This is a genomic window from Halobacillus sp. AWM4_238 (assembly GCF_056158265.1).
The window spans coordinates 890,133-913,558 of the sequence record NZ_JBSWSY010000002.1 but is presented as its reverse complement, the minus strand read 5'-3'; the positions used below and the strand labels follow the sequence as shown (position 1 = coordinate 913,558).

The window sequence follows — 23,426 nt, the reverse complement described above, 5'->3', positions numbered from 1 at the left end:
CTTTTTTCACACCTTATACTCCGCCGAAACGACGTTTACGATTTTGGAAGTCATAAAGAGCCTTCTCGAAATGACTTTCATCAAAGTCCGGCCAATATACTTCGGTAAACCAAAATTCTGCATAGGCCAGCTGCCATAATAAGAAGTTGCTCAACCTTTGTTCTCCACTCGTCCGGATAAGCAGATCAGGTTCGATCAACTCTGACGTGTACAATTCCTGAGTGAACATCGATTCATCAATTTCAGATATGTCCACTTCACCCTCTTGTACTTTAGAAGCAATTTGCTTGACTGCATGCACCATCTCAAATCGACTTCCATAATTCAGCGCAAAATTGAGGATCAGCCCATCGTTGTCCTTCGTTTTTTCCATGGCTTCTTTGACAGCCTTTTGGGTATGGGCAGGCAGAACATCAAAATCCCCAATGGTCCGGACTTGGACATTTCGCTCGATCAGTTCAGGCAAATATGTACTTAAAAAATCGACCGGCAGCTTCATAAGGAAGTCTACCTCATTTTTAGGACGTTTCCAATTTTCCGTAGAAAAAGCATAGAGGGTAAGAACTTTCACTCCGACATCTGAAGCATATCTTACGATTCTCTTCACAACGCCCATGCCCTCTTTATGACCGGCTATCCGAGGCATTCCCCTATTCTTCGCCCATCGTCCATTTCCGTCCATGATGATCGCCACATGTTTTGGAATATGGTTTTCTTCAAGAGCCAATGGCTCGGTGCTGGGCTGCTTTTTATCTTTTTTGAATGGAAACTTGATAGGCATGTTTAATCCTCCAGTCCAATTGTTCCATCTGTTTATTATATACCAAATCTAATAAAAATGCTGAAATCCTATAAAGCCCTTGGACAAATCGTAGGCTTAGGGTTCACCATCACCGACAATATACACAGATGTCACCAATAAAGATCCATTTATTTTCCCTTGGATGAATCAGAGATATTGAGTATTTCAGAACGTTGAAGCCTGTTGTCACACGTTTGTCCATAGAACAAATTCTTAACATTTCCTAAACTAAAAGAAAAGCCGCGCTGCCAAACATCTACAGCGCGGCTTGATACACCTTAAGGCATATAGAATTGGAGAATCAAACTTCCATGATTTCCTCTTCTTTTGTTTTTGCAAGTTGATCGATTTTCTCGACGTGTTGGTCTGTGACCTTCTGAACGTCATCCTGATAGGAACGAAGATCATCTTCCGTTAGTTCCCCGTCTTTTTCTAGCTTCTTCAGACGGTCGTTGGAATCACGACGAATGTTACGAATTTGAACTTTCGCTTCTTCTGAGTACTTTCCTACTACTTTAGCAAGGTCTTTACGACGTTCTTCTGTCAACGCAGGAATGTTGATTCGTACAACATTCCCATCACTAGATGGAGACAAACCAAGGTCCGCTTTCTGAATCGCTTTTTCAATTTCTGCAATCGCACTCTTGTCATACGGAGTAATGACGAGCAGGCGAGGTTCAGGCGCAGAGACTTGTGCCAGTTGATTCAACGGAGTCGCGGCTCCGTAGTAATCCACATAGACGTTATCTAGGATAGATGGATTCGCACGACCTGCGCGAACTGTCGCAAGCTGACGTGAGAAAGCTTGTGTCGCTTGTTCCATTTGTTGCTTCGTTTCATTAATTACAGCATCTGACATGATTATTTCCCCCTCACAATGGTTCCAATATTTTCGCCCATTACGGCTTTCTTGATGTTTCCGTCTTCTGTTATTGAGAATACCAATAAATCGATATCGTTGTCCATACATAATGATGAAGCTGTAGAATCCATGACACCGAGACCTTCGTTTAATACGTCCATGTAAGAAAGCTGATCGTATTTCACAGCATCTTCATTGACTTTAGGGTCGTCTGTGTACACGCCATCTACATTATTCTTCGCCATTAAGATCACATCCGCTTCCACTTCAGCGGCTCTTAAAGCAGCTGTCGTGTCAGTAGAGAAGTATGGGTTTCCTGTGCCAGCCGCAAAAATGACGACACGTTTCTTTTCAAGATGACGAATCGCTTTTCTGCGGATGTACGGTTCCGCTACTTGTCTCATTTCAATGGAAGTTTGGACACGGGTCGGAATCCCTAAGTTTTCCAGACTATCCTGAAGGGCAAGTGAGTTCATGACTGTTGCAAGCATACCCATATAATCAGCGTTTGCTCGATCCATTCCCATCTCGGCTCCTACTTTACCGCGCCAGATGTTTCCACCCCCGACAACGACAGCGACTTCTACACCGAGTTCAGCCACTTCTTTGACCTGGCGGGAGACTGATTTGATGATGCTAGGTTCTAGTCCAAACCCTGCTTCTCCACTTAAAGCCTCTCCACTTAGTTTTAATACAATACGACGATAGCGAGCAGTAGTCATAGTTACCTCCCGTGTTTTTAACTGTATTCCTCTACATTTTCTTGCACATCGATCTGCAATTATGTAGCCTGTTTGAAAATAGGGAACACCGGCAGTGTCCCCTATTTTTCATGTTCATTATTTTTTAACTTGGTTCATCACTTCGTCAGCAAAGTTTTCTTCGCGTTTTTCCATACCTTCACCAACTTCGAAGCGGTCGAAACCAGTGATTTGACCACCAGTTGTAGCTACGAATTGTTTTACTTTCTGGTCTGGATCTTTAACGAAGCTTTGGTCAAGCAGGCAGATCTCTTCAAAGAACTTGTTCAAACGGCCTTCGACCATTTTCTCTACGATGTTTTCAGGCTTGCCTTCGTTCATCGCTTGAGTTTTAAGCATTTCACGCTCTTTATCTGCTTCTTCTGCTGGGATTTCGTCACGGGAAACATAACGAGGGTTTACCGCCGCAACGTGCATCGCAACATCTTTCGCTGCAGACTCATCTGTAGAACCTTCAAGGACAGTCAAAACACCGATGTTTCCGCCCATGTGAAGGTAAGCACCGAATGCATCGTTATCTGTTTTTTCTTTAATAACGAAACGACGAAGGGAAATCTTTTCACCGATTTTCGCTACGCGTTCTGTAATATAGCTGCTTAGTACTTCTCCATCACCGTGTAGCTTCTGCTCTAGAGCTTCTTCAACCGTCGCAGGCTTCTGAGAAAGTAGGTGCTGACCTAGGTCTTTAAGCAAATCTTTGAACTGATCGTTCTTTGTAACGAAGTCCGTTTCACAGTTCACTTCGAAAAGTACAGCCGTGTTTCCGGAAATTTCAATTGCAGCAGAACCTTCTGCAGCGATACGGTCAGCTTTTTTAGCTGCCTTGGAAATGCCCTTCTCACGCAACCATTCCATTGCTTTATCCATGTCACCATCAGTTTCAGTGAGTGCTTTTTTACAGTCCATCATTCCAGCACCCGTTTTTTCACGAAGTTCTTTTACCATTTTAGCGTTTACAGCCATTGTAAAGCCTCCTTATTAGTCACATATAAGTATAGCTCGAGCGTATAGGAACGCTTGAGCTGTTACGGATTCTTTAAAAAAGGTGATAAAGGTATACCCCCTTATCACCTTTTGACCCTTCTTACTCTTGAGCAGCTTCTACAGCAGCTTCAGTTTCTTCCGTTGTTTCTGTTTCTTCCCCTTGTTTCGCTTCAAGGACAGCGTCTGCCATCTTAGAAGTCAACAATTTAACGGCACGGATTGCATCATCGTTCGCAGGGATGACATAATCGATTTCGTCTGGGTCACAGTTCGTATCAACGATACCTACAACTGGAATATTCAATTTGTGAGCTTCAGCAATCGCGATGCGCTCTTTACGAGGATCGATCACGAACATAGCGTCCGGAAGGCTCTTCATTTCTTTAATACCGCCTAGGAATTTAACAAGACGATCTTTTTCTTTAAGCATGTCGACTACTTCTTTTTTAGGAAGTACATCGAACGTACCGTCTTCTTCCATGCGCTCAATGTCTTTCAGACGATTGATACGCTTACGGATGGTTTCAAAGTTCGTCAGGGTACCACCCAACCAACGCTGGTTGATGTAATACATGCCACAACGAGTCGCCTCGTCACGAACTGTATCCTGAGCTTGTTTTTTAGTACCTACGAAAAGAATGTTACCGCCGTCAGCAGCGACCTCTTTTACATAGTTGAATGCTTCATCAACTTTCTTGACCGTTTTTTGTAGGTCGATGATGTAGATCCCGTTACGCTCCGTGAAGATGTATTTTTTCATCTTTGGATTCCAGCGACGGGTTTGGTGTCCAAAGTGAACACCAGCTTCAAGTAGCTGTTTCATAGAAATTACAGACATGATAGTTCCTCCTGTTTGGTTTTTTTAGTATCCTCCGCCTTTTTCATCTTCTCTAGTGAACTCTAGTAAAAGAGCAACCTCACTTGAGAATCCAAAGGCGTGCGTATTGACACCGTCAGTAAATATATCATAACACGCAAGGCCATTCAAGTTTTTTTCATTGGTTTTTGATGAAATTTGAAGAGTAATTCGATTTCTGTCTTCCCTTTGTCCAATTCTTTCGCAATTTCTTCAATACTATAACCTTTTTCCTTCAAATCATATACCTGTGAATGAAAAGATGGCTGGTAACTCTCCTTTTCATTCAGCTCAGGAGGGGTGTAGTCGGGAGAAGCATCTGACTCTGCCAAGACACCCTTTTTAGAGCTGCTGCTTTTCCCTTCCTCTCTGCTTTTTGTTCGATCATTTTCCTGATCCGACGAGTCCTTACTTTTCTGTACGAGGGTTTCCATTCGCTTATTTTCTTCTTTTATTTCCATTAAATAAGAGGCGAAAAGATCCTCAATTTCTGATGCCACTTGTTTTTGTCTAAGTTCTAATTCCTCTGTCTTGCGTACTTTTTTTATCATAATCAGTAGTGCAAAGAGCAGTACTCCATCAATGATAAAACTTAGAATCAATAAAAACACGATCATTTTTATCCTCACCATTCATTACTGAACGTAGTTTCTTCTTACTGTTCAAAACTTTCATTACTGCAGTGCATATTTCACCTAGGTCGAGAACGGTATACACATCTCCCCTACCCCGTTACGATTTCTTTCAAAGCACCTTTCAGCTTGTAGATTGCTTTTGCATGAATTTGGGAAATCCGAGAAGTTGTTAATTCCAGAACCTGACCAATTTCTGTTAGAGTCAGCTCCTCATGGTAGAAAAGGCTGATAACAAGTTGCTCTTTCTCATTTAATCGGCCGATTTCTGTCGCTAATTCTTCATAATTTTCCTTTTTGATTACGGATTCCGAAGGGGTAAACGTTTGATTATCTGGAATGGAATATCCGATCCCTTCTTTATGATCCTCGTTACCATCATTCGATTTTTCTTCCATAGACAAGACATTTGAAAAAAGAGAATCTTTGACGGTTTCCTCCACTTCTTCAGGAGAAAGGTCTAGAGCTTTGGCTATTTCATTGGAAGTTACTGGACGCTGCAATTCCTGTTCCAGTTTTTCTGTCATTTGTTCAATTTTTTTTGATCGGTCTCTGACTGACCTCGGTAGCCAGTCTTCTTTTCGTAATCCATCCATAATCGAACCTCTGATCCTAAAGGAAGCATAGGTATCAAACTTCAAATCTCTCGTTCGATCAAATTTCTTGAGCGCATCATACAGTCCTAACATCCCTAAACTTCTGACATCATCTTTACTTACACTCTTAGGTAAATGAGCGGAGATCCGCTGGACATGGTAGCTCACTAAATAGTCGTATTGTTGGACCAATTGATTTGCGGCCTCTCCATCCTGTTCATGTGTCCATAGATTCCACCACTGTTGTTCTTGAGGAGATAAACAGCTGGCCATTCCAATCCTCCCCGTCCTTTTGTTGGTTATTTTCTCTAAGCCCATTACGAGTCTTCATTCAATAATCTTCGCACCATTTTCGAAGTTTCTTCTGCATCCACTTTCAACTTAGACTCTGATTGATTCGAGTCATGATCGCCTTCTTTTGGGAAGCTTGACACTGTGATCATGCGGCACAGACCCCGAAGCATATAGGAGAGTATGAAAAAACTAAAAAATCCTATGGCACCCCTGAATATGGCTGTTTCAAATGTCGTCACTTGAGCACTGATCACAGATACGAATAGAAACCCGAACACAGCCGCACATAAATTCCAGAGTATTGTTCCATTCATCAAATCACACGTTCCCCTTGATTCACTTTTCTTATATACAGATCTGAGGTTTCAGGATTAAATTCAATCGTTCGTCCGCTCCTGCCGCCAACATCTTCAGCCAATATCGGTATTCCAAGTGCTTTTAGGTTCCCTTTAACCGCCTCTACATTCCTCGGACCAATACGCATCATGTCATTAGAAGAACTGAATTGAAACATTTGTGCTCCGCCTGCCAGTTTCGCTTTTAATCGATAGGAAGAAGCTCCCGCCCCCTTTAAAGCCGCTAATAAATCTTCAATGGCTGTGTCTGCATACTTCGCTCTTTTCAGTCCCTGTTTTTTGGCAAGGGCTGCATCAGGCAGCATGATATGAGCCATACCGGCCATTTTTTTCACTTCATCAAAGAGAACGATTCCGACACAGGAGCCGAGGCCCGAGGTTTTGATCACATCGGGAGAATGAACGATTCCCATGTCCCCGATTCCAATTTTCATAATCTGTCCATTCTTAATCATTTTCAAGCACTCCTAAGGAAGCAAAAATCTTCTGATAGGAGGGTGGATCGGGGAAAAGGAAGAAATGCCCTTCCATGACTTCATCTTTCCCGCTTACTCCGTCTGATAGAGAAGTCTTGATGACGATGGCTACATCACTCACTTGGGAAAGCTCAATTAACCCCATGCTTAAAATAGCACCTGCCATGTCTTGAGATATGGATGGGACGGTGGAATAAAGTTCCAAATCTGTGAAATCGCCGAGCGCGGTAAGGTACGCACCAGATAGGATATTCCCGAGTTCCTGCAGCGTGGATAAGGCCATTTCCGAACCGTTCTCCAATCCATCAGAGGAATGTGTCATAAGCTTTACCAAATGCTGCGCTTGAGAAGGTGCCACGATAAAGAACATGGCGCCTGGAGCCTCTCCTTCAATTCTTTGGAAAACGCTGACCACTTCTTTATCTGCTCCACCCGCAAGCTCCATCACTTGGTCAAAGTCCACGATTTCTACGCCTGGAACATGCATCTCTACTCTCTTATGAAGCAGTTTGGATAGAGATGTAGCCGCATGACCTGATCCGATATTTCCAATTTCTCTCAAGACGTCCAATTGAATAGGACCAAATCCTTCACTAAAATTCATTTGTTTAGACATGAAGTTCATTCAACTCATGAACATCTTCTTTAGCGAGGACCTTTTCTAGATTTAATAAAATGAATAGACGCTGATCCATTTTGGATACCCCTTGGATATATTCCTCTTCAACCGTCCCTACCACTTCTGGTGGAGGTTCAATACTATCTCCATCAAGATCCAGAACATCGTTTGCTGAGTCCACGATCAAACCCACATTCATCTCATGGATTTCCACTGTAATGATCCTTGTGGCATCGGTATCGTGCACTTCTTCTATTCCAAATCTTTCTCTCAAGTCAATCACAGGTGTGACAACCCCTCTGAGATTCAAAACCCCTTTTACAAATGGTTTCGTACCTGGTACACGGGTGATCGGCATCATCCGCTCAATGGATCCTACAAGATCAACCGGCACGGTGTATTCTTCATCATGAATTTGAAATACGATTACTTTCAGTTTTTTGTTTGCTTCTGCCACTTTCTATTCCCTCCTTTATTACTTGACTAAAGCATTGCTGTCGAGAATTAATGCCACTTGTCCATCTCCTAAAATGGTCGCACCCGAAATGGCGAATGCCCCGGATAAGTAATCACCAAGAGACTTTAGAACGACTTCTTGCTGCCCAATAAATGAATTGACGACAAGAGCGGCCGTTTTTTCTCCTTTTCTAACGATTACTACTGAATAGTAATCGTCCTCTGCCAATTCTTCCGGTACATTCAACACATCTTTCAAAAAGACAAGAGGAACGACTCTTCCTCTGAAGTCGATGACTTTTTTGTTGTGGGCGTGCATGATCTCTTCTTTTTTCACAATGGCCGTTTCAATAATCGAAGAAAGGGGAATGGCGTATTTTTCTTTTTGCACTTCTACAAGCATGACGGAAATGATCGATAGAGTGAGTGGCAATTGAATGGAAAATACACTGCCTTGATCTGGTACGGAATCAACAGAAATGTTCCCTCCAAGAGACTCGATCGTACTTTTCACGACATCTAATCCAACTCCTCTTCCTGACACATCTGAAATTGTGTCAGCTGTAGAAAATCCGCTTTCCATAATCAAGTCATACACTTGAGAGTCCGTCATTGTCGCTGCCTGATCCTCTGTTACCACACGATTACTTACCGCTTTTTGAACCACTTTTTCACGGGCTATTCCGCCGCCATCATCAGAGATTTCAATGAAAACATGGTTTCCGGAATGATAGGCTTTCAGTTCTAGCTTTCCTGTGGCCAGCTTTCCTTTTGCCTCTCTTTCAACTGGACCTTCTATGCCGTGATCGATCGCGTTCCGAATAAGGTGGACGAGCGGATCTCCGATTTCATCGATGACCGTACGATCAAGTTCTGTTTCTGCCCCGACAACACTCAAATCAATTTTCTTATTTAAATCTTTCGAGAGCTGACGAACCATTCTAGGAAATCGATTGAACACTTGCTCAACGGGCACCATACGCATGTTCAAAATAATGCTTTGCAGGTCTCCGGAGATTCTAGACATTCTTTCGACGGTTTCACGGAGTTCATTGTGCTTCAGATCCTCTGAAATTTGTTCAAGGCGCCCACGGTCGATGACAAGTTCCTCAAACAAGTTCATCAGTGCATCCAGTCGATCAATATTGATTCGAATGGTTTTGTTCCCTACCTGCTTTCCATCTTTCTCTTCTTTTTGAACAGGCGCTTGTTCTTGTGCAGTCCTTTCTTGCTGTAAAGGCTTCGTTTCTTCTTTTGTTTCTTCAGGAATTTGATAAACGGTGACTTGAACCGTCTCAATTTCTGATACTTTTTTAATTTTGCTTTCGATAGCCTCTGCTGAATCATCGGTTACAAGTAAAACATGGAAAGTCGTTTCGAATTCTTCGTTTTCCAATTCTTCGACAGAAGGGGAAGAATTGATGACATCTCCAGCTTGCTCAAGGATCTCAAAAACCATGTAGACGCGTGCAGCTTTCAGCAGGCAATCTTCTCTCAATATCACCGCAACTTGGAAATTGTTCTTTCCTAGTTCACTAGATTGTTCTAAAGCTGCTTTTGTATAGTCATCAATGGAGAGGGATGGGACTGTTTCAACATTCTGTGGCGCAGCTGTCCCCGAAGCCACGGCTGTACTTCCCCCACCGTTCTCAATATTTTTTAAGAGCTCAACGACCCTTTCTACATTTCTTTCTCCAGAGCCGCCTTCCGATATATCGATGACCATAGCCTCTAAATCATCAACAGAATCAAAGACGACATCTAAAATACCTTCATCCACAGACACTTTTTCATTCCGTACGGCATCCAAAACATTTTCCATTTTGTGAGTCAAATTTGAAAGATCTTGATAGCCCATCGTTGCAGACATCCCCTTTAATGTATGGGCAGACCTGAAAATTTCATTAACGATCGAAAGGTCCTGGGGATTCTTTTCCAAATGTAGCAATTGGTCGTTGATGGATTGCAAATGCTCCTTACTTTCATCAATAAAAACTTCCAAGTATTGATTGGTTTCCATAGGACTACCTCCTTATATTTTGAAGAGACTTTACGATACTGCTACTGATTTCACTTAATTTCTTTACGTCATCAGCAAGACCCGATTTAATGACTGCCTTTGGCATTCCGTAAACGACACAGGTACTTTCATCTTCTGCAATCGTAAAGACTTTTCTCCCTTGCTCTTTCATGGCAAGAATTCCTTGTAAACCATCCGCACCCATACCCGTCATAATCACCGACGTGGTGGAGATCCCTGGGAGTTTAGCAATGGAAGAAAACATCACATTCACAGAAGGTCTATGGCCATGAAGTGGGCTGGATTCATTTAAATGAATCACGAGGCGCTGGTTGTGTTCAGCAACTTCCATGTGATAACCACCCGGAGCGATATAAGCAACACCATTATGTATATCTTCCATATGTTCAGCTTCTTTCACTGAAATTTCAGACAGTCGATGAAGACGTGAAGCCAACGACTTGGTAAATCCTTTCGGCATGTGTTGAACAACTAGGATTGGAGCAGGAAGGTTGCTCGGAAGTGACGTCAATACTTCCTGCAAAGCTCTAGGTCCCCCGGTAGAGGTACCCATTGCGATGACATGCCCCTCTTCTTTTACATGGTCAGGGATAGTCACTTTTTCACCAGAGCTTTTTGACGGTGGATGGACATTCGCATCCCCCGCAGTCAGAACTTTACGTATGACATCTTTATCTACGGTTGCCATATCAAGAGAAATGGATCCAGACGGCTTTTGTATGAAGTCCACGGCTCCAAGACTCATGGCTTTCAAGGTGCTCTCCGCCCCTTCTTTCGTCAAACTTGAAACCATGACTACCGGAAGAGGGGAACGTTCCATAATGGTTTTTAATGCCTCTAATCCATTCATCACGGGCATCTCTATATCCATCGTAACGACATCAGGACATAAGAGATCCAATTTTTTAAGGCAATCTTTGCCGTTCCTCGCTGTGCCAACCACATGAATCCGATGGTCTTTTTTTAACATGTCCGTCAATATTTTCCTCATGAAGGCGGAATCATCGACAATTAATACCCGAATCTTTTTCATATCTCTACCTCTCAAAAACAAATCTCTTTAATTTATCTACAAACGAAAGGGTAATCTCCTCTGGTTGGCTCTCGCTCAAATAATGACTCACCAACTGCTTGAGGGATCGGCTTACTTTGCTATTTGGACGATCGATTACAAAGGGTCTCTGTTTATTGACAGCTTCGAGTACAGACCTGTCATCGGGCAAAACACCTATCAGAGTGACTTCCGCATCTAAGAATCTTTTAACGACGAGCGATAGCCGATGGAATGTTGCCCTTCCGTTCTTTTCGTCTAGCGAGCGATTCACGAGAATTTTAATCGGAGCCGTATTGTCTTTACGTATGAGATGCTTGATCATCGCATACCCGTCTGTAATCGAAGTCGGTTCAGGAGTAATCACGACGATCGTCTCATCTGCAGAGCTGATTAAATGCAGGCTGTCTTCAGAGGCACCAGCTCCCATGTCGAAAAGGATGAAGTCGTAAGACCTGGTCAGCTTTTCGAAAGCACTTTGAAAATAGGCAAACTTCGTTTGATCCAGTTCAAAAATATGGGACAGTCCTGAGCCCCCAGCTATGTAAGATAAGGATTCTGGTCCTAGTTCAATAATATCACGAACGGAGAAATCTTCTCGAAATAAGTCGATAAATGTGCGCTTTGGTGATTTCCCCATCAAAATATCGATGTTTCCCATTCCGATATCCAAATCAAAGATCAAAACTTTCTTGCCATTTTTCATGAGCTGCAACGCAAAGTTGAGGCAGAAATTCGATTTTCCCACCCCACCTTTTCCACTGGCTATGGCTATGGTCCTGGCATGTTTTTTTTCATCCGTTTCCAGCATACGCCTGCGAAGGATTTCAGCTTGATCTTTCATTTGCAAACCCCTCCGTAATCTCTCTGGCCATACCCATTGCCGAAGCAGGCTTAATGTCATCTGGGACATTTTGACCATTCGTCAAATAGGCAATTCCTATTCCATGGGTAAGCACCATGTTAACTGCATTGCCCATGTGTGCTGTTTCATCCGCTTTGGTGAAAATCAACTGATGGATAGGAATGTCATTGAATTGTTGAAGAATTTCATTCATATCCGTAAGTTTGCTCGTCATCCCTAAAACAAGGAAATTATCCGATTCCTCGTTAAAATCGATCATTTTTTGAAGTTCAAGGACGAAAGATGGATCTCTGAAATTCCTTCCTGCCGTATCGACAAGGACGAGATCGAATTTTTGAAAACGTTCTTTCGCCTTTTTGTAGTCCTCCATGTTATAAGCAACTTCAAGCGGGATATCTAAAATCTTTGCATAGGTCTTCAACTGATCGATGGCGGCAATCCGATACGTGTCCGTTGTGATAAAACCTACATTCAAGTGGTGGTTCAAAGATGCATCAGCAGCTAGTTTTGCAAGTGTCGTCGTCTTTCCCACACCCGTCGGTCCGACTAAATGGATGAATTTCTTATCAAAAGTCGTTTTTCCAAATCTTTTTTCTTTCATAGATTCATACAGTTCCAGCCTGAGTTGGTTTTCAATCTTGGCTGGATCATCCAGAGGGCCACCCTTTTCTAACAAACGTTGGATCGTATCTTTAGCGACACCTTCAGAGACTTCTTGTTCTAAAAGGAACTGATAAGCCATTTCCAGCTTTCCAGGATAGGTTTCTTTGGGATTTTGAATAAGGGATCTAAGATGCTTCAATTCTTCCATGATTTCACGGTTAGGGTTGACCGGATTGACCGGTGGTATCAATTCTTCCTTTTTATCAACGCCCCTTGCTGCCCCGTTTTTCGTTTGGTGCTCATCAGACGGGTCAATGGCAGCGATGACTTCTGTTATTTCTTTCTTAAACAGACCTAGAAAACCACCGGATTTCTTCACTTTGGAATTCAGGATCACAGCCTCTGTCCCCAATTCGGTTCGCACTTTTTTCATGGCTTCCGGCATTGTTGCAGCCTCGAATTTTTTCACTCTCACGCTACATTCACCACCCCTACACTCTGGACTTCTACGGTTGGATCTAATTCGTTATAAGATAAAACAACGACTTGTGGTAAGAAACGATCCAGCAGTTGTTTTACATACATTCTTACCGCTGGGGAGCATAAAAGAATGGCTGTTTCTTCCTGTAAGGACATTTGCTCCACTTGTTCCGCAATGGCCGTAATGATGGTTTGCTGATTCTCAGGATCAAGAGCCAGAAAACTTCCATGCTCTGTCTGCTGAATATGATCAGCAATGATCTTTTCCACTTTTCCGGAAACGGTAATAACTTTCACTAATTGGTTGTCTTTTTTATACTGGTTCGTGATCTGAGCAGATAAAGATTGTCGCGCATATTCTGCCAAGAGTTCTGTATCATTCGTCATTTTCGCAAAATCAGCGAGTGTTTCAAAAATGACAGGCAAATTCTTCACAGAGACATTTTCACGTAGTAGTTTTGCAAGGACTTTTTGTACATCTCCTACACGAAGAGGATCCGGCGTCACTTCTTCTACGAGGATCGGATAAGATTCTTTTAAATGGTCGATTAATTGCTGGGTCTCCTGTCTTCCCAGCAGCGCATGAGCCTGCTGTTTAATGACTTCAGTAATATGTGTCGATACTACAGAAGGTGGGTCGACAACCGTATAACCGGAAAGTTCTGCTTCGTCTTTCTGATCTTCCGTGATCCACTTAGCAGGTAGACCAAATGCAGGTTCCTGTGTATCGATTCCATCAATTCCATCATCATCCCCTGGACTCATCGCTAAGTAATGGTCCAATAAAAGCTCGCCTTGGGCCACTTCATTCCCTTTCACTTTGAGACGGTACTCATTCGGGCTCAGCTGTATATTATCCCTGATCCTAACGACAGGAATAACGATGCCAAGCTCAATCGCCAACTGTCTACGAATCATGACGATGCGGTCAAGAAGATCGCCACCCTGGTTCGTATCCGCAATCGGAATTAAAGCGTATCCGAATTCAAACTCAATTGGATCCATGCTAATCAAATTCACGACACTTTCTGGCGATTTCATTTGATCGCTCTCCGCTTCATCCATCTCCTCAGGTTCGTCAAATTCCGGTTCTTTCTCCTGCCTCGATAACCAATATCCCCCAAACACAAGGACGGCTGAAATCAAAGTCGTTAAGAAGATTGGGATTGGTGTCAATCCGAGAAGGAAAATGGTAGCCGCTGCAATGTAAAGCAACTTCGGATACCGTAGCAGCTGACCTGTGACATCCGTACTCAAGTTCCCTTCAGAAGCCACCCTCGTTACAACGATCCCCGTCGCTGTCGATATGAGAAGAGCCGGGATTTGACTGACAAGACCGTCACCCACCGTCAGACGCATGTAAGTATCAATCGCTTCACTAAAAGACATCCCCATCTGAACCATTCCAATAATCAATCCGAAGATAATGTTGATCAAGACGATGATGATCCCTGCAATGGCATCCCCTTTAACGAACTTACTCGCTCCGTCCATCGCTCCATAGAAATCGGATTCATTTTCGATCTTTTCCCGGCGTTCTTTCGCTTGATGTTCATTGATCATTCCTGCATTGAGATCGGCATCAATGCTCATCTGTTTACCAGGCATGGCATCCAATGTAAAACGGGCCGCTACTTCCGAGACCCTTTCGGCGCCTTTCGTAATGACAAGAAACTGAATAATAACCAGGATCACGAAAACCACAAACCCGACAAGAGGGTTTCCCCCAATGACAAACGTTCCAAATGTTGCAACCACTCCCCCTGCTTCTGCTTCAGAGAGAATGGAACGAGTGGTTGAAACATTCAATCCTAATCGAAATAAAGTGAGTAATAATAGCAAAGTCGGAAAGACAGCAAACTGCAGGGGTTCATCCATGTTCATAGAAACGAGGATGACAATCAGAGCAAGGGTAATATTGATCAGTATAAAAAAGCTAAGGAGCCACCCCGGTAATGGTATGACAAGCATGACAATAATCAAAATCACGCCTATAAGTACAGATAAATCTCTAGCTGACATGAGGGTCTACTCCTTTCTTACATTTTTCTTTCTAATTGGTAGACATAAGCCAATACTTCAGCAACAGCTTTATAGAATTGCTCATCGATCGGTTGATCTATTTCTGAATGCTGGTACAAGGCTCTGGCCAGCGGTCTGTTTTCCACTGTGATTACATCATTCGATTTCGCCACTTCCTTGATTTTAAGAGCGATAAAATCCACACCCATCGCTACGACATAAGGAGCCGATGACATTGCTTCGTCATATTTGATGGCGATGGCGTAGTGGGTTGGATTGGTGATGACCACATCAGCATCCGGCACCTCACTCATCATCCTCGCAGCAGACATCTGGCGCTGCTTCTCCTTAATTTTAGCTTTGATTTGAGGATCCCCTTCCATGTTTTTATGTTCATCTTTGATGTCTTTCTTGGACATCCGGATGTTTTTTTCATGGTCATATTTTTGATAGGTATAATCAAGAACGGATAAAATCAACAACGCGAACGCAGATGCTAATCCCATGATGGTCGTAACTGTTCCAAAGAAAGCAAGCGCAGCTTCTACAGATTTTTGCGACATCATCATCATTTGGTCTTTATTCACCCAAATGATGGCAAACGTAATGACACCCACCATACTGATTTTCAACAAGGATTTCAGGAGCTCGACTAATGCCCGTGCTGAAAAAATCCTTTTCGCTCCTTTGATGGGATCCAATTTCTTCAAATCCATCTTCAAAGGTTCAGCCGTAAACATGATCCCCACCTGCAGGAGATTCGATGCAATACCAGCAACAACCGCTACACCCATGATCGGCGCGATAATCTTGGAAATCTCCATGGTCATTTCTACGAACACAGCATGGGTCTGTGCTTCTGTCAGGTCTTTATGTATGTACTCATTAAAAGCAACTTTGTACATGCCTGTCAGTGTCCCTTCCATATATCCTCCAAGAAGGAAGAGCGTGCCAAATATGAGGAGCAGCAAGAAACCCGTATTCACATCCTGACTCTTCGGCACCTGTCCTTTTTTCCTTGTATCTTCCCGCTTTTTTGGCGTCGCTTTCTCCGTTTTCTCATCCGCAGCAAAATACTGGAGATCAAGTTTTAACCAAATCATTATTCTCAACCTCCAAATAATTGCATAAGGTCACGCATCGTCGTCAGCATCGTGTCAAACAAATTCCTAATGAGCATCATGTAAAACGTCATCGCTATGACAAGCACAGAAAGGGATACAAAAATTTTCAAAGGTAAACCAACGACAAAAACATTGAGCTGAGGTACAGTTCTCGCTACGATACCGAGAGCGATATCGACTAAAAACAGACACCCTACAATTGGAATAGCCATGAGAAAGGCGATGACGAACATTTGGTTAAAAGATTGGATGACGAAGATAATCCATCCTTCTTCCCTTAATGGTAGAAATTGATCAATCGCAATCACTCCATAGCTGTAAAACACGCCGTCAATCATTAAATGGTGACCATCGACAGCTAAAATGAATAAAAGAGTGATAATATATAAGTACTGTCCAATCAATGGACTTTGGGCGCCTGTCTGAGGGTCAATCACGTTAGCAATGGCAAACCCCATCTGAAAATCTATGAATCCGCCTGCGATTTGTATCGCGGAAAGAATGATGTAGGCTATAAGACCGACACCGATCCCTACGGCCATTTCTTTGAAAAGCAAAAGAAAATACTCCCCATTTATGATTAAATCAGGGGCAGGGACCGTGAAATACATGATGGCAGCCAGGAAAAAGCTGAACGCGACTTTATGTCTTGTTGGAACTGTCCGATATGAAAAGAGAGGCAACGTGACGAAAAAAGATGTCACCCTCACTAAAATGAGCAAAAACGCTGGCACATTGGCCCAATCAATCGTATCCAGCATGTTATCCCACCAGGATATTCAAGTTGTTAAATATATTGGCTGTGAATTCAACCATATTGGTGAGCATCCAAGGTCCAAAGACAATGAGACCAATCATGACCGCTACGATTTTTGGAATGAAGGCAAGCGTCTGTTCCTGAATCTGCGTTGTTGCCTGAAAAATACTGACTAGTAATCCGATGGCAAGTGCCAAAATCAAGAGTGGGCCAGATATGAGGAGGACGGTATAAATGCCTTCTTTTGCAAACGAAATTACCATGTTGCTGTTCATTCTTTAAACCTCCGATCTTAAAAGCCTTCTAATAATGATTTTGATATTAAATACCATCCATCTACTAAAACAAAGAGTAGAATTTTAAATGGCAGGGAGATCATGACTGGTGGAAGCATCATCATTCCCATGGACATAAGGACACTCGCTACAGCCATATCAATCACGAGAAAAGGAACAAAAATCATGAAACCCATCTGAAAAGCCGTTTTTAATTCACTGATGGCAAAAGCAGGAACAAGGGTTGTCAGCGGAACGTCTTGTATACTTTCAGGCGCTTCCAATCCTGAATAATTCATAAACAAAGCCAGATCCTTTTGCCTCGTATGTTTTCCCATAAATTCTTTCATTGGTTCACTGGCTTCCTCATAAGCTTCATCCAACGTAATTTCTTCATTGAAAAGCGGTGTCAACGCTTCTTCATTCACTTCTTGAAACGTAGGAGCCATAATGAAAAATGTGAGGAATAACGCTATACCGATGAGGACTTGATTGGGGGGCATGGACTGTGTAGCCAACGAAGTCCTTACAAAAGACAACACGATCAGAATCCTTGTAAAACTTGTCATTAAGATTAAAATCCCCGGCGCCAAGGAGAGAACCGTCAGCAGCAGAAGCAACTTGACAGAAGTTGCCACACTTTCCGGGTCGGAATTTGAGAAGATATCAATGAATTCATTCATGCTCGGAATCCCTCCTCTTCCCATCCATCACTTTCTTTCGTTTCTCTTTCATGTCATTCAATTGATTTTCAAAAAGCTGCTGAAATTGTGTGGAAGACTGGCTTCCAGCTTCTTGCTTGCCTTTCCAGATGTCTGCCCATTTTTTAATATTAAATTGGGGAGATGCCCCACTCACATCGGGTTGCATCAATGTCTTCTTCGTCTCTTCTTCTGTGATTTCTGTAATGATTTGTACCGTTTCTCCAACTCCAAGGATAAACACCTGTCCTCCAATACGGACGGCCTGGATCGATCGATTCGGCCCCAGATTCATGCCACCCAGATTTTCCATCGTTCGGTTTTGGTTGAACATTTTATTTTTTTGATTAAAAAATTTCAGTAATCCATAGAGGAGAGCCACTACAAAAATCAAGGCAAAGATGAGTTTAACCACATTCCATATAAGACTGTCCCCGTTATTCATTTCTGCAGGAGAATTGGATGTTTGATCATTTTCTCCCTGTACACCTTCAGATGAAGGACAACCCTCTAACTGAGGGTTCTCCAAACATTCAAAGGCCGTGGGCTGAGCAAATCCATGTGTAGGAAAAACACTGGCCAGCACCATGAACAGAATGGCTGCAATTGTCACTCTTGTTGTAAAAATCATCTGCATCCCTTCTTTAACTCAATGCTTTTTGGATAGCCTCGATCACTCGATCAGCCTGGAATGGTTTGACAATGAAATCTTTCGCTCCTGCTTGAATCGCATCCACAACCATCGCCTGCTGTCCCATAGCTGAACACATAATTACTTTGGCATCCGGGTATTGGCCTTTAATTTCTTTCAACGCTGAAATTCCGTCCATCTCAGGCATCGTAATATCCATCGTGACCAAATCCGGTTGTTCCTCTTTATAAAGCTCGACGGCTTTCTTCCCGTCTTCCGCCTCTCCTGCAATTTCGTAACCATTTTTCGTTAAGATATCTTTCACCATCATTCTCATAAATGCTGCATCGTCTACAATCAATATTCTTTCTGCCATGTTAAATCCTCCCTAGTCTTATTCGATTATTTTAATTTTGTTAAACGCTCTTTCGGACTCAATATATCTGTCACCCGTACGCCGAAGTTCTCATCAATAACGACAACTTCTCCTTTAGCCATCAACTTTTCATTCACATGGATATCTACGGGCTCCCCGGCTAGTTTATCTAGTTCCAGGACAGAACCTGAGGAAAGATCCAGTATTTCCCTGACGGAACGTTTCGTACGTCCAAGTTCTACTGTGACCTTCAATGGAATGTCCATCAGCATATCGAGATTTTTCTGTTCAGACCCATTCAATTGAACAGGACTAAAACTTTGAAATTCCGCTGTTTGTACATTTGCATCTTCAGCGGTTTTTCCTGCCGGCCCTCCTACATACTGAGGGGAATGAGGAGCCTCTTTCTTTGTAGAAGATTCATAGAATGTGTCATCCATCTCGCTGTGCGACTGTTCTTCTTGTTTCTGTGCAGAAGGCTGTTCTTTCACCGGTTCGGGTTCCTTTTTTGAAAAGTTTTCCTGAGGGGGATCCAAGCTCTCTTCTACAGCCGGCTCGTCTTGTTGTGGATTCATTAATTCTTCCACTAGCTGTTTAGCAAAACTCACTGGAATGAGCTGCATGATATTCGAATCAATTAAATTCCCAACCTGGAGCTGGAAGGACACTTTGACGAGCACTTCCTCATCAGGGATCTTCTTCGTTCCTTGTTCCACCTCCAAATCAAGCACGTGGATGGCCGGCGGAGAAATATCGACTTTTTTGTTAAAAATCGTCGACATACTCGTCGCTGCAGATCCCATCATCTGATTCATCGCTTCCTGCACGGCACTTAATGCAATTTCATTCAAGTGATCATCAGGGTCCGTACCATCTCCTCCCAACATCAAATCGGCGATGATCGCCGCATCCTTCGTTCGAATGACGAGAACATTCTCTCCAGAAAAGCCATGGGTATATGTAACGCCGATCGCTACGTGCGGCTTCGGAAATTCATCTGGTAAATCTTTTCTTTCCAAAACAGAAATCTGTGGCGTCGTAATTTCTACCTTTTGATTCAAAAGGGATGACAGGGCGGTCGCTGAACTTCCGAAGGAAATGTTTCCGATTTCCCCTAAGGCATCTTCCTCCAATGAAGAAATCGTTTCATCTCCCATGAAATTTGAGGGTCCCTCTTCGTTGTCATTGTCACCCCCGCCGTTCAAAAGCGCATCAATTTCGTCTTGGGATAACATATCATCACTCACTATCTCCGGCACCCCCTTGATATTCCTCTAACACCTGAACAGCCAGCTTATTTTTGGATTTACCTGGCTGTATATAAAATTTGACTTCATCATCCACTTTCATTTTTAGCGGTTGGTCAATGGGTTGATCGAGTCGGATGACATCCTCTTTACCCATTCCTAAAAATTGCTCTATGCTCATATCCGCTTCTCCAAGGATTGCCCGAACATCCAATTCTGCTTCCTTAATGGCACGACTAATCGCTTGGACTTCTTCGGGGTCCCGCTCTTTCGGTTTTTCTTTCTGCATCCAATAGTGGACCGATAACCTCGGAATGATGGGCTCTAATACGACATGAGGAATACAAATATTGATCATCCCGCTAGTCTCTCCAATTGTCGTGTTCAACGATACAACGACCACCGTTTCATTTGGTGAGACCATCTGCAGGAATTGTGGATTCACTTCAAACTCTTCAAGTAAAGGATCAATATCAACAATGGACCCCCAGGCTTCTTGATAGTTTTCCAAGGACCTCTCGAAAAGGTGAGACATGATCGTCGTTTCAATTTCTGTCAAATTCTCTACTTTGTTGACGCCGCTCCCTTTTCCTCCGAGCACACGATCCATCATGGCATAAGAGACATTCGGATTCGCTTCTAATAGAATTCGTCCTTCAAGGGGAGGCACGCTGAATATATTCAGGATCGTCATCGTTGGAATCGAACGGATGAATTCCTCATATGGCAATTGATCTACTGATGCCACTTCAATGTTTACATATGTCCTCAACTGCGCTGAAAAATAGGTCGTCAACAACCGGGAAAAGTTCTCATGTATTCTAGTTAAGCTTCTAATTTGATCTTTAGAAAAGCGGAGGGCCCGCTTAAAATCATAGACCTTTACCTTCTTCTCCTTTTTTTCTTTCTTCAGCTCTTCTGCATTCATCTCCCCTGTAGACAGGGCAGAAAGCAATGAATCGATTTCGTTCTGCGATAGAACCTCTTCTGCCAAGACCTCACCCCCCTTTCTTTTTCTCTATCATTGAAGGACTTTGTTTACAGTGTAAACGTCTGTGACTTCTCCTTCAGACATGAATTCGTTCAGTTTCAATTTGACCCTCGTCTCAAGGTCAGATAACCCGGATTGAAACGTCTCAGAATCCATCGTGGATAATTCTTTCAACAAGACATTCTGCATTTGGAAGTCTCTTTTTTTCAATTCTTCCATAGAATCCTTGCTGTCTGTGACGACACGAAAGCTTATACGGACAAAATCCCCGTTTTGCAAGTCCGTGGTAATTTCCTCTGTTAAAAAGGAAGATTCCCGAATGTCATCAATGGATCTTTCTCCACTAGCATCGCTTTCTCCATTAAAATTGAGCACTAGCACAAGTGCTACGACACCGATGACAGTCAAAGCACTCAGTGTGATCACCATCACTTTAAATCCATTCATTTGTCTTCACCTGCCTTATCTGACGCCCTGACGATACCGATTTCTTTATAGAACCTGGTGATCTTATCCACGACCTCTTCTTCACTTTCTCTCACAAGGAATGTCCGGCCGGTTGTTGTCATCACGGTAGTATCAGGGTTTGATTGGATTTGCTCGATGTAAATGGCGTTGAAAGTAAAAGGCTGGCCGTTAAGTTTCGTTAGTTTAATCATCGTTTAACAAGGAGGGGCGGTCATTCAGGCCCCTCTCCCCCTTTTATCGTTTCAGATTGACGAGCTCTTGTAAGATTTCATCAGACGTCGTAATGATTCTTGTGTTTGCCTGAAACCCACGTTGGGCAGAGATCATTTCAGTAAAGGATTCAGCAAGATCCACGTTGGACATCTCCAGAGCTCCCGATACCATCTGTCCCGTTCCGTCTTGTCCAGCAATTAGAAGGTCATTAAACGCAGCGATCGGGTCTCCAGCATTTTGAGTATATTGGAACGAGTTGCCTCCGAGCTTTTCTAAACCACTTGGGTTCGGAAAGTTCGCCAATAGAACCCGTCCGGCAATTTGTGGGCTCCCGTTTCCATCCACGTAATTCACCGTACCATCGGTTTGGATGCTGAAACTTTGAGCACTATCAGGGATCGTGATAATCCCTGCAGATTCTTGATTTGCAGCGTTTAGTAACGGCTGAGAAGTTGTTGTACCATTATTATCAATAACCGCTTCATAAGGCTGTCCAATCAGATACTTTCCTTCGTTGTTTACAATTGCTCCATCAGAATCTAAGTAGAAATTACCTGCCCGTGTATAACTCTGATTGACAGAGCCAAGATCAACCGTTTTCACATCAGGGTCAATCAAATCATCCCCTGCTTCAGCAAGGACGAACATGCCATCTCCTTCAAGGGAAAGATCCAGAGGTCGATTCGTGGTTTGACGGTTTCCCTGGGTGTGGATTGTATCGACCGAACCCACTTGAGAACCTAGTCCAACTTGTGAAGGATTTAATCCACCTCTTACGTTCCCATTACCTCCTGCGATCGGTCCCTGAGCGGCAGACATCGTCTGGCTCATCATATCCTGAAACGTGACCCTTCCTTTTTTATACCCATACGTATTGACATTTGCGATGTTGTTCCCGATCGTGTCGAGCTTTGTCTGAAAACCTTTCATCCCAGAAATCCCTGAATACATTGAACGTAGCATAGTAACGACATTCCTTTCCTTCGGTAGATTCATCCGCATCAGTCGGTCAGCAGATGGTCGAGGCCTCCCAAACAGGGTCCAGCCTATTGATTTAAAAAAATCACTCCATTGATATTTGTGAAAATTTGAGATTCGGTCTCCTTATGATCCATGGCTGTCACGACCGTTCGGTTTTTTGAGCTGACCACAAGGGCCGCCTCATTGAGCACGACCAAGGATTGGTCCACCCCTTTTTTATTCGCTTCGGTCATTTTTTCTCCAATTTTGGACCAGGTTTGGTCACTGATTGCAATCTTTCGGTCTTTCATCCGCTCCATCGCATGTTTACTCACTTTGACCTCTCTTGCTTCCTGAAGGAACTGTTGAAAAGGGACATTAGATTTCTTGTATAGTGGACCTTTCTTCGGTATGGGTAACGGCTGATGTATGGATTGAATGCGCGGGTCCATGTTACCCCTCTTCGACAGGGGTCTCAGAGCTTTCGTCCCCATCACTTACTTTGGTAATGTCTCCAACTGAAATTTTCACTCCCGATTTCAGTTCCAAGAAAGTGTCTCCCCCGTTTTGATTGACGGCTTGAACAACATCTGTTTCGGTACGATCCAATAAACCCGTGTCCTGATCATAGACAGGATATGAGACTTCTTTTCCAATCAATCCACTGTATTGAATAAGCGGAGGGAGATTCTGGCTGTCCATGAATCTCTGAAAAGACTGCGACATGTTGGTCATCTGCTCCAGACTTGAGAATTCTGTCATTTGAGAAATGAATTCTTTGTCTTTCATAGGGTCCAAAGGATTCTGGTTCTTAATTTGTGCCATGAGGATTTTCAAAAAGTCATCTTTTCCGAGCGTGCTACTACCAGTCCCCCGAACCTGCTGACTTTTCAAATATAGAGAAGGATCAATACGTGTCATACCATC

Annotated in this window: 29 protein-coding genes; all 29 read right to left on the bottom strand. The window is 43.1% G+C overall.

Going from position 1 to position 23,426, the window contains the following annotated elements:
- Positions 1 to 13: 13 nt before the first annotated feature.
- A complete protein-coding gene (locus ACXACN_RS04715) occupies positions 14 to 781 on the bottom strand; it encodes an isoprenyl transferase (protein WP_474962694.1) in 768 nt (255 codons plus the stop codon).
- A gap of 322 nt (positions 782 to 1,103) precedes the next feature.
- Positions 1,104 to 1,661 carry a ribosome recycling factor gene (gene frr / locus ACXACN_RS04710; protein ID WP_089652385.1) on the bottom strand — a complete coding sequence of 186 codons (558 nt, stop codon included), beginning with the start codon at positions 1,659 to 1,661 and terminating at the stop codon, positions 1,104 to 1,106.
- A gap of 2 nt (positions 1,662 to 1,663) precedes the next feature.
- Positions 1,664 to 2,386 (bottom strand): UMP kinase, encoded by a 723-nt coding sequence (pyrH, locus tag ACXACN_RS04705; protein ID WP_146816405.1) that lies wholly within the window; start codon positions 2,384 to 2,386, stop codon positions 1,664 to 1,666.
- 117 nt (positions 2,387 to 2,503) lie between these two features.
- Entirely contained in the window at positions 2,504 to 3,388 is an 885-nt protein-coding gene (gene tsf / locus ACXACN_RS04700) for a translation elongation factor Ts (protein ID WP_474962693.1), read from the bottom strand.
- A gap of 121 nt (positions 3,389 to 3,509) precedes the next feature.
- Positions 3,510 to 4,247 (bottom strand): 30S ribosomal protein S2, encoded by a 738-nt coding sequence (rpsB, locus tag ACXACN_RS04695; RefSeq protein WP_074734064.1) that lies wholly within the window; start codon positions 4,245 to 4,247, stop codon positions 3,510 to 3,512.
- Between the two features lie 146 nt (positions 4,248 to 4,393).
- On the bottom strand, positions 4,394 to 4,882 hold the full coding sequence (locus tag ACXACN_RS04690) for a hypothetical protein (protein WP_474962691.1): 489 nt from the start codon (positions 4,880 to 4,882) through the stop codon (positions 4,394 to 4,396).
- A 107-nt stretch (positions 4,883 to 4,989) separates the two neighbouring features.
- Positions 4,990 to 5,766, bottom strand: a complete 777-nt coding sequence (locus ACXACN_RS04685; RefSeq protein WP_474962689.1) for a FliA/WhiG family RNA polymerase sigma factor — start codon at positions 5,764 to 5,766, stop codon at positions 4,990 to 4,992.
- A 44-nt stretch (positions 5,767 to 5,810) separates the two neighbouring features.
- On the bottom strand, positions 5,811 to 6,104 hold the full coding sequence (locus ACXACN_RS04680) for a hypothetical protein (protein WP_474962688.1): 294 nt from the start codon (positions 6,102 to 6,104) through the stop codon (positions 5,811 to 5,813).
- Complete coding sequence (locus tag ACXACN_RS04675; protein WP_474962687.1) at positions 6,101 to 6,598, bottom strand: chemotaxis protein CheD; 498 nt, start codon at positions 6,596 to 6,598, stop codon at positions 6,101 to 6,103. The genes ACXACN_RS04680 and ACXACN_RS04675 overlap by 4 nt, the downstream gene beginning before the upstream one ends.
- Positions 6,591 to 7,235: a chemotaxis protein CheC gene (locus tag ACXACN_RS04670; RefSeq protein WP_474962685.1), complete on the bottom strand. Its 645-nt coding sequence runs from the start codon at positions 7,233 to 7,235 to the stop codon at positions 6,591 to 6,593. Before ACXACN_RS04670 ends, ACXACN_RS04675 begins: the two co-directional genes overlap by 8 nt.
- Positions 7,228 to 7,695: a chemotaxis protein CheW gene (locus ACXACN_RS04665; protein WP_474962684.1), complete on the bottom strand. Its 468-nt coding sequence runs from the start codon at positions 7,693 to 7,695 to the stop codon at positions 7,228 to 7,230. Before ACXACN_RS04665 ends, ACXACN_RS04670 begins: the two co-directional genes overlap by 8 nt.
- An 18-nt stretch (positions 7,696 to 7,713) precedes the next feature.
- A complete protein-coding gene (locus ACXACN_RS04660) occupies positions 7,714 to 9,714 on the bottom strand; it encodes a chemotaxis protein CheW (RefSeq protein WP_474962682.1) in 2,001 nt (666 codons plus the stop codon).
- Between the two features lie 4 nt (positions 9,715 to 9,718).
- Positions 9,719 to 10,768, bottom strand: a complete 1,050-nt coding sequence (locus ACXACN_RS04655) for a protein-glutamate methylesterase/protein-glutamine glutaminase (RefSeq protein ID WP_474962680.1) — start codon at positions 10,766 to 10,768, stop codon at positions 9,719 to 9,721.
- Between the two features lie 4 nt (positions 10,769 to 10,772).
- Positions 10,773 to 11,630: a MinD/ParA family protein gene (locus ACXACN_RS04650; protein ID WP_474962678.1), complete on the bottom strand. Its 858-nt coding sequence runs from the start codon at positions 11,628 to 11,630 to the stop codon at positions 10,773 to 10,775.
- Complete coding sequence (gene flhF, locus ACXACN_RS04645; RefSeq protein WP_474962676.1) at positions 11,614 to 12,729, bottom strand: flagellar biosynthesis protein FlhF; 1,116 nt, start codon at positions 12,727 to 12,729, stop codon at positions 11,614 to 11,616. Before flhF ends, ACXACN_RS04650 begins: the two co-directional genes overlap by 17 nt.
- Entirely contained in the window at positions 12,726 to 14,756 is a 2,031-nt protein-coding gene (gene flhA, locus ACXACN_RS04640; RefSeq protein WP_474962675.1) for a flagellar biosynthesis protein FlhA, read from the bottom strand. The genes flhF and flhA overlap by 4 nt, the downstream gene beginning before the upstream one ends.
- A 17-nt stretch (positions 14,757 to 14,773) precedes the next feature.
- Positions 14,774 to 15,859: a flagellar biosynthesis protein FlhB gene (flhB, locus tag ACXACN_RS04635; protein ID WP_474962674.1), complete on the bottom strand. Its 1,086-nt coding sequence runs from the start codon at positions 15,857 to 15,859 to the stop codon at positions 14,774 to 14,776.
- Between the two features lie 5 nt (positions 15,860 to 15,864).
- The gene (gene fliR / locus ACXACN_RS04630; protein ID WP_474962672.1) at positions 15,865 to 16,641 is read right to left on the bottom strand and encodes a flagellar biosynthetic protein FliR; all 777 of its coding nucleotides are present in this window, start codon (positions 16,639 to 16,641) and stop codon (positions 15,865 to 15,867) included.
- Position 16,642: 1 nt separating this feature from the next.
- Positions 16,643 to 16,912 carry a flagellar biosynthesis protein FliQ gene (fliQ, locus tag ACXACN_RS04625; RefSeq protein WP_089652403.1) on the bottom strand — a complete coding sequence of 90 codons (270 nt, stop codon included), beginning with the start codon at positions 16,910 to 16,912 and terminating at the stop codon, positions 16,643 to 16,645.
- Between the two features lie 17 nt (positions 16,913 to 16,929).
- Entirely contained in the window at positions 16,930 to 17,595 is a 666-nt protein-coding gene (fliP, locus tag ACXACN_RS04620) for a flagellar type III secretion system pore protein FliP (protein WP_474962671.1), read from the bottom strand.
- On the bottom strand, positions 17,588 to 18,244 hold the full coding sequence (locus ACXACN_RS04615) for a flagellar biosynthetic protein FliO (RefSeq protein ID WP_474962670.1): 657 nt from the start codon (positions 18,242 to 18,244) through the stop codon (positions 17,588 to 17,590). The genes fliP and ACXACN_RS04615 overlap by 8 nt, the downstream gene beginning before the upstream one ends.
- Before the next feature lie 13 nt (positions 18,245 to 18,257).
- The gene (locus tag ACXACN_RS04610) at positions 18,258 to 18,620 is read right to left on the bottom strand and encodes a response regulator (RefSeq protein WP_474962668.1); all 363 of its coding nucleotides are present in this window, start codon (positions 18,618 to 18,620) and stop codon (positions 18,258 to 18,260) included.
- 26 nt (positions 18,621 to 18,646) lie between these two features.
- Complete coding sequence (gene fliY, locus ACXACN_RS04605) at positions 18,647 to 19,870, bottom strand: flagellar motor switch phosphatase FliY (protein ID WP_474966799.1); 1,224 nt, start codon at positions 19,868 to 19,870, stop codon at positions 18,647 to 18,649.
- Positions 19,860 to 20,861: a flagellar motor switch protein FliM gene (fliM, locus tag ACXACN_RS04600; protein ID WP_474962667.1), complete on the bottom strand. Its 1,002-nt coding sequence runs from the start codon at positions 20,859 to 20,861 to the stop codon at positions 19,860 to 19,862. The genes fliY and fliM overlap by 11 nt, the downstream gene beginning before the upstream one ends.
- A gap of 27 nt (positions 20,862 to 20,888) precedes the next feature.
- Positions 20,889 to 21,305: a flagellar basal body-associated protein FliL gene (gene fliL, locus ACXACN_RS04595; RefSeq protein WP_474962665.1), complete on the bottom strand. Its 417-nt coding sequence runs from the start codon at positions 21,303 to 21,305 to the stop codon at positions 20,889 to 20,891.
- On the bottom strand, positions 21,302 to 21,517 hold the full coding sequence (locus tag ACXACN_RS04590; RefSeq protein ID WP_474962664.1) for a flagellar FlbD family protein: 216 nt from the start codon (positions 21,515 to 21,517) through the stop codon (positions 21,302 to 21,304). Before ACXACN_RS04590 ends, fliL begins: the two co-directional genes overlap by 4 nt.
- 43 nt (positions 21,518 to 21,560) lie before the next feature.
- Positions 21,561 to 22,502, bottom strand: a complete 942-nt coding sequence (flgG, locus tag ACXACN_RS04585) for a flagellar basal body rod protein FlgG (RefSeq protein WP_474962663.1) — start codon at positions 22,500 to 22,502, stop codon at positions 21,561 to 21,563.
- 83 nt (positions 22,503 to 22,585) lie between these two features.
- Positions 22,586 to 22,951: a TIGR02530 family flagellar biosynthesis protein gene (locus ACXACN_RS04580; RefSeq protein WP_474962661.1), complete on the bottom strand. Its 366-nt coding sequence runs from the start codon at positions 22,949 to 22,951 to the stop codon at positions 22,586 to 22,588.
- Position 22,952: 1 nt separating this feature from the next.
- Positions 22,953 to 23,420, bottom strand: coding sequence for a flagellar hook assembly protein FlgD (gene flgD, locus ACXACN_RS04575; RefSeq protein ID WP_474962660.1), 468 nt, complete (start codon positions 23,418 to 23,420; stop codon positions 22,953 to 22,955).
- Positions 23,421 to 23,426: the final 6 nt, after the last annotated feature.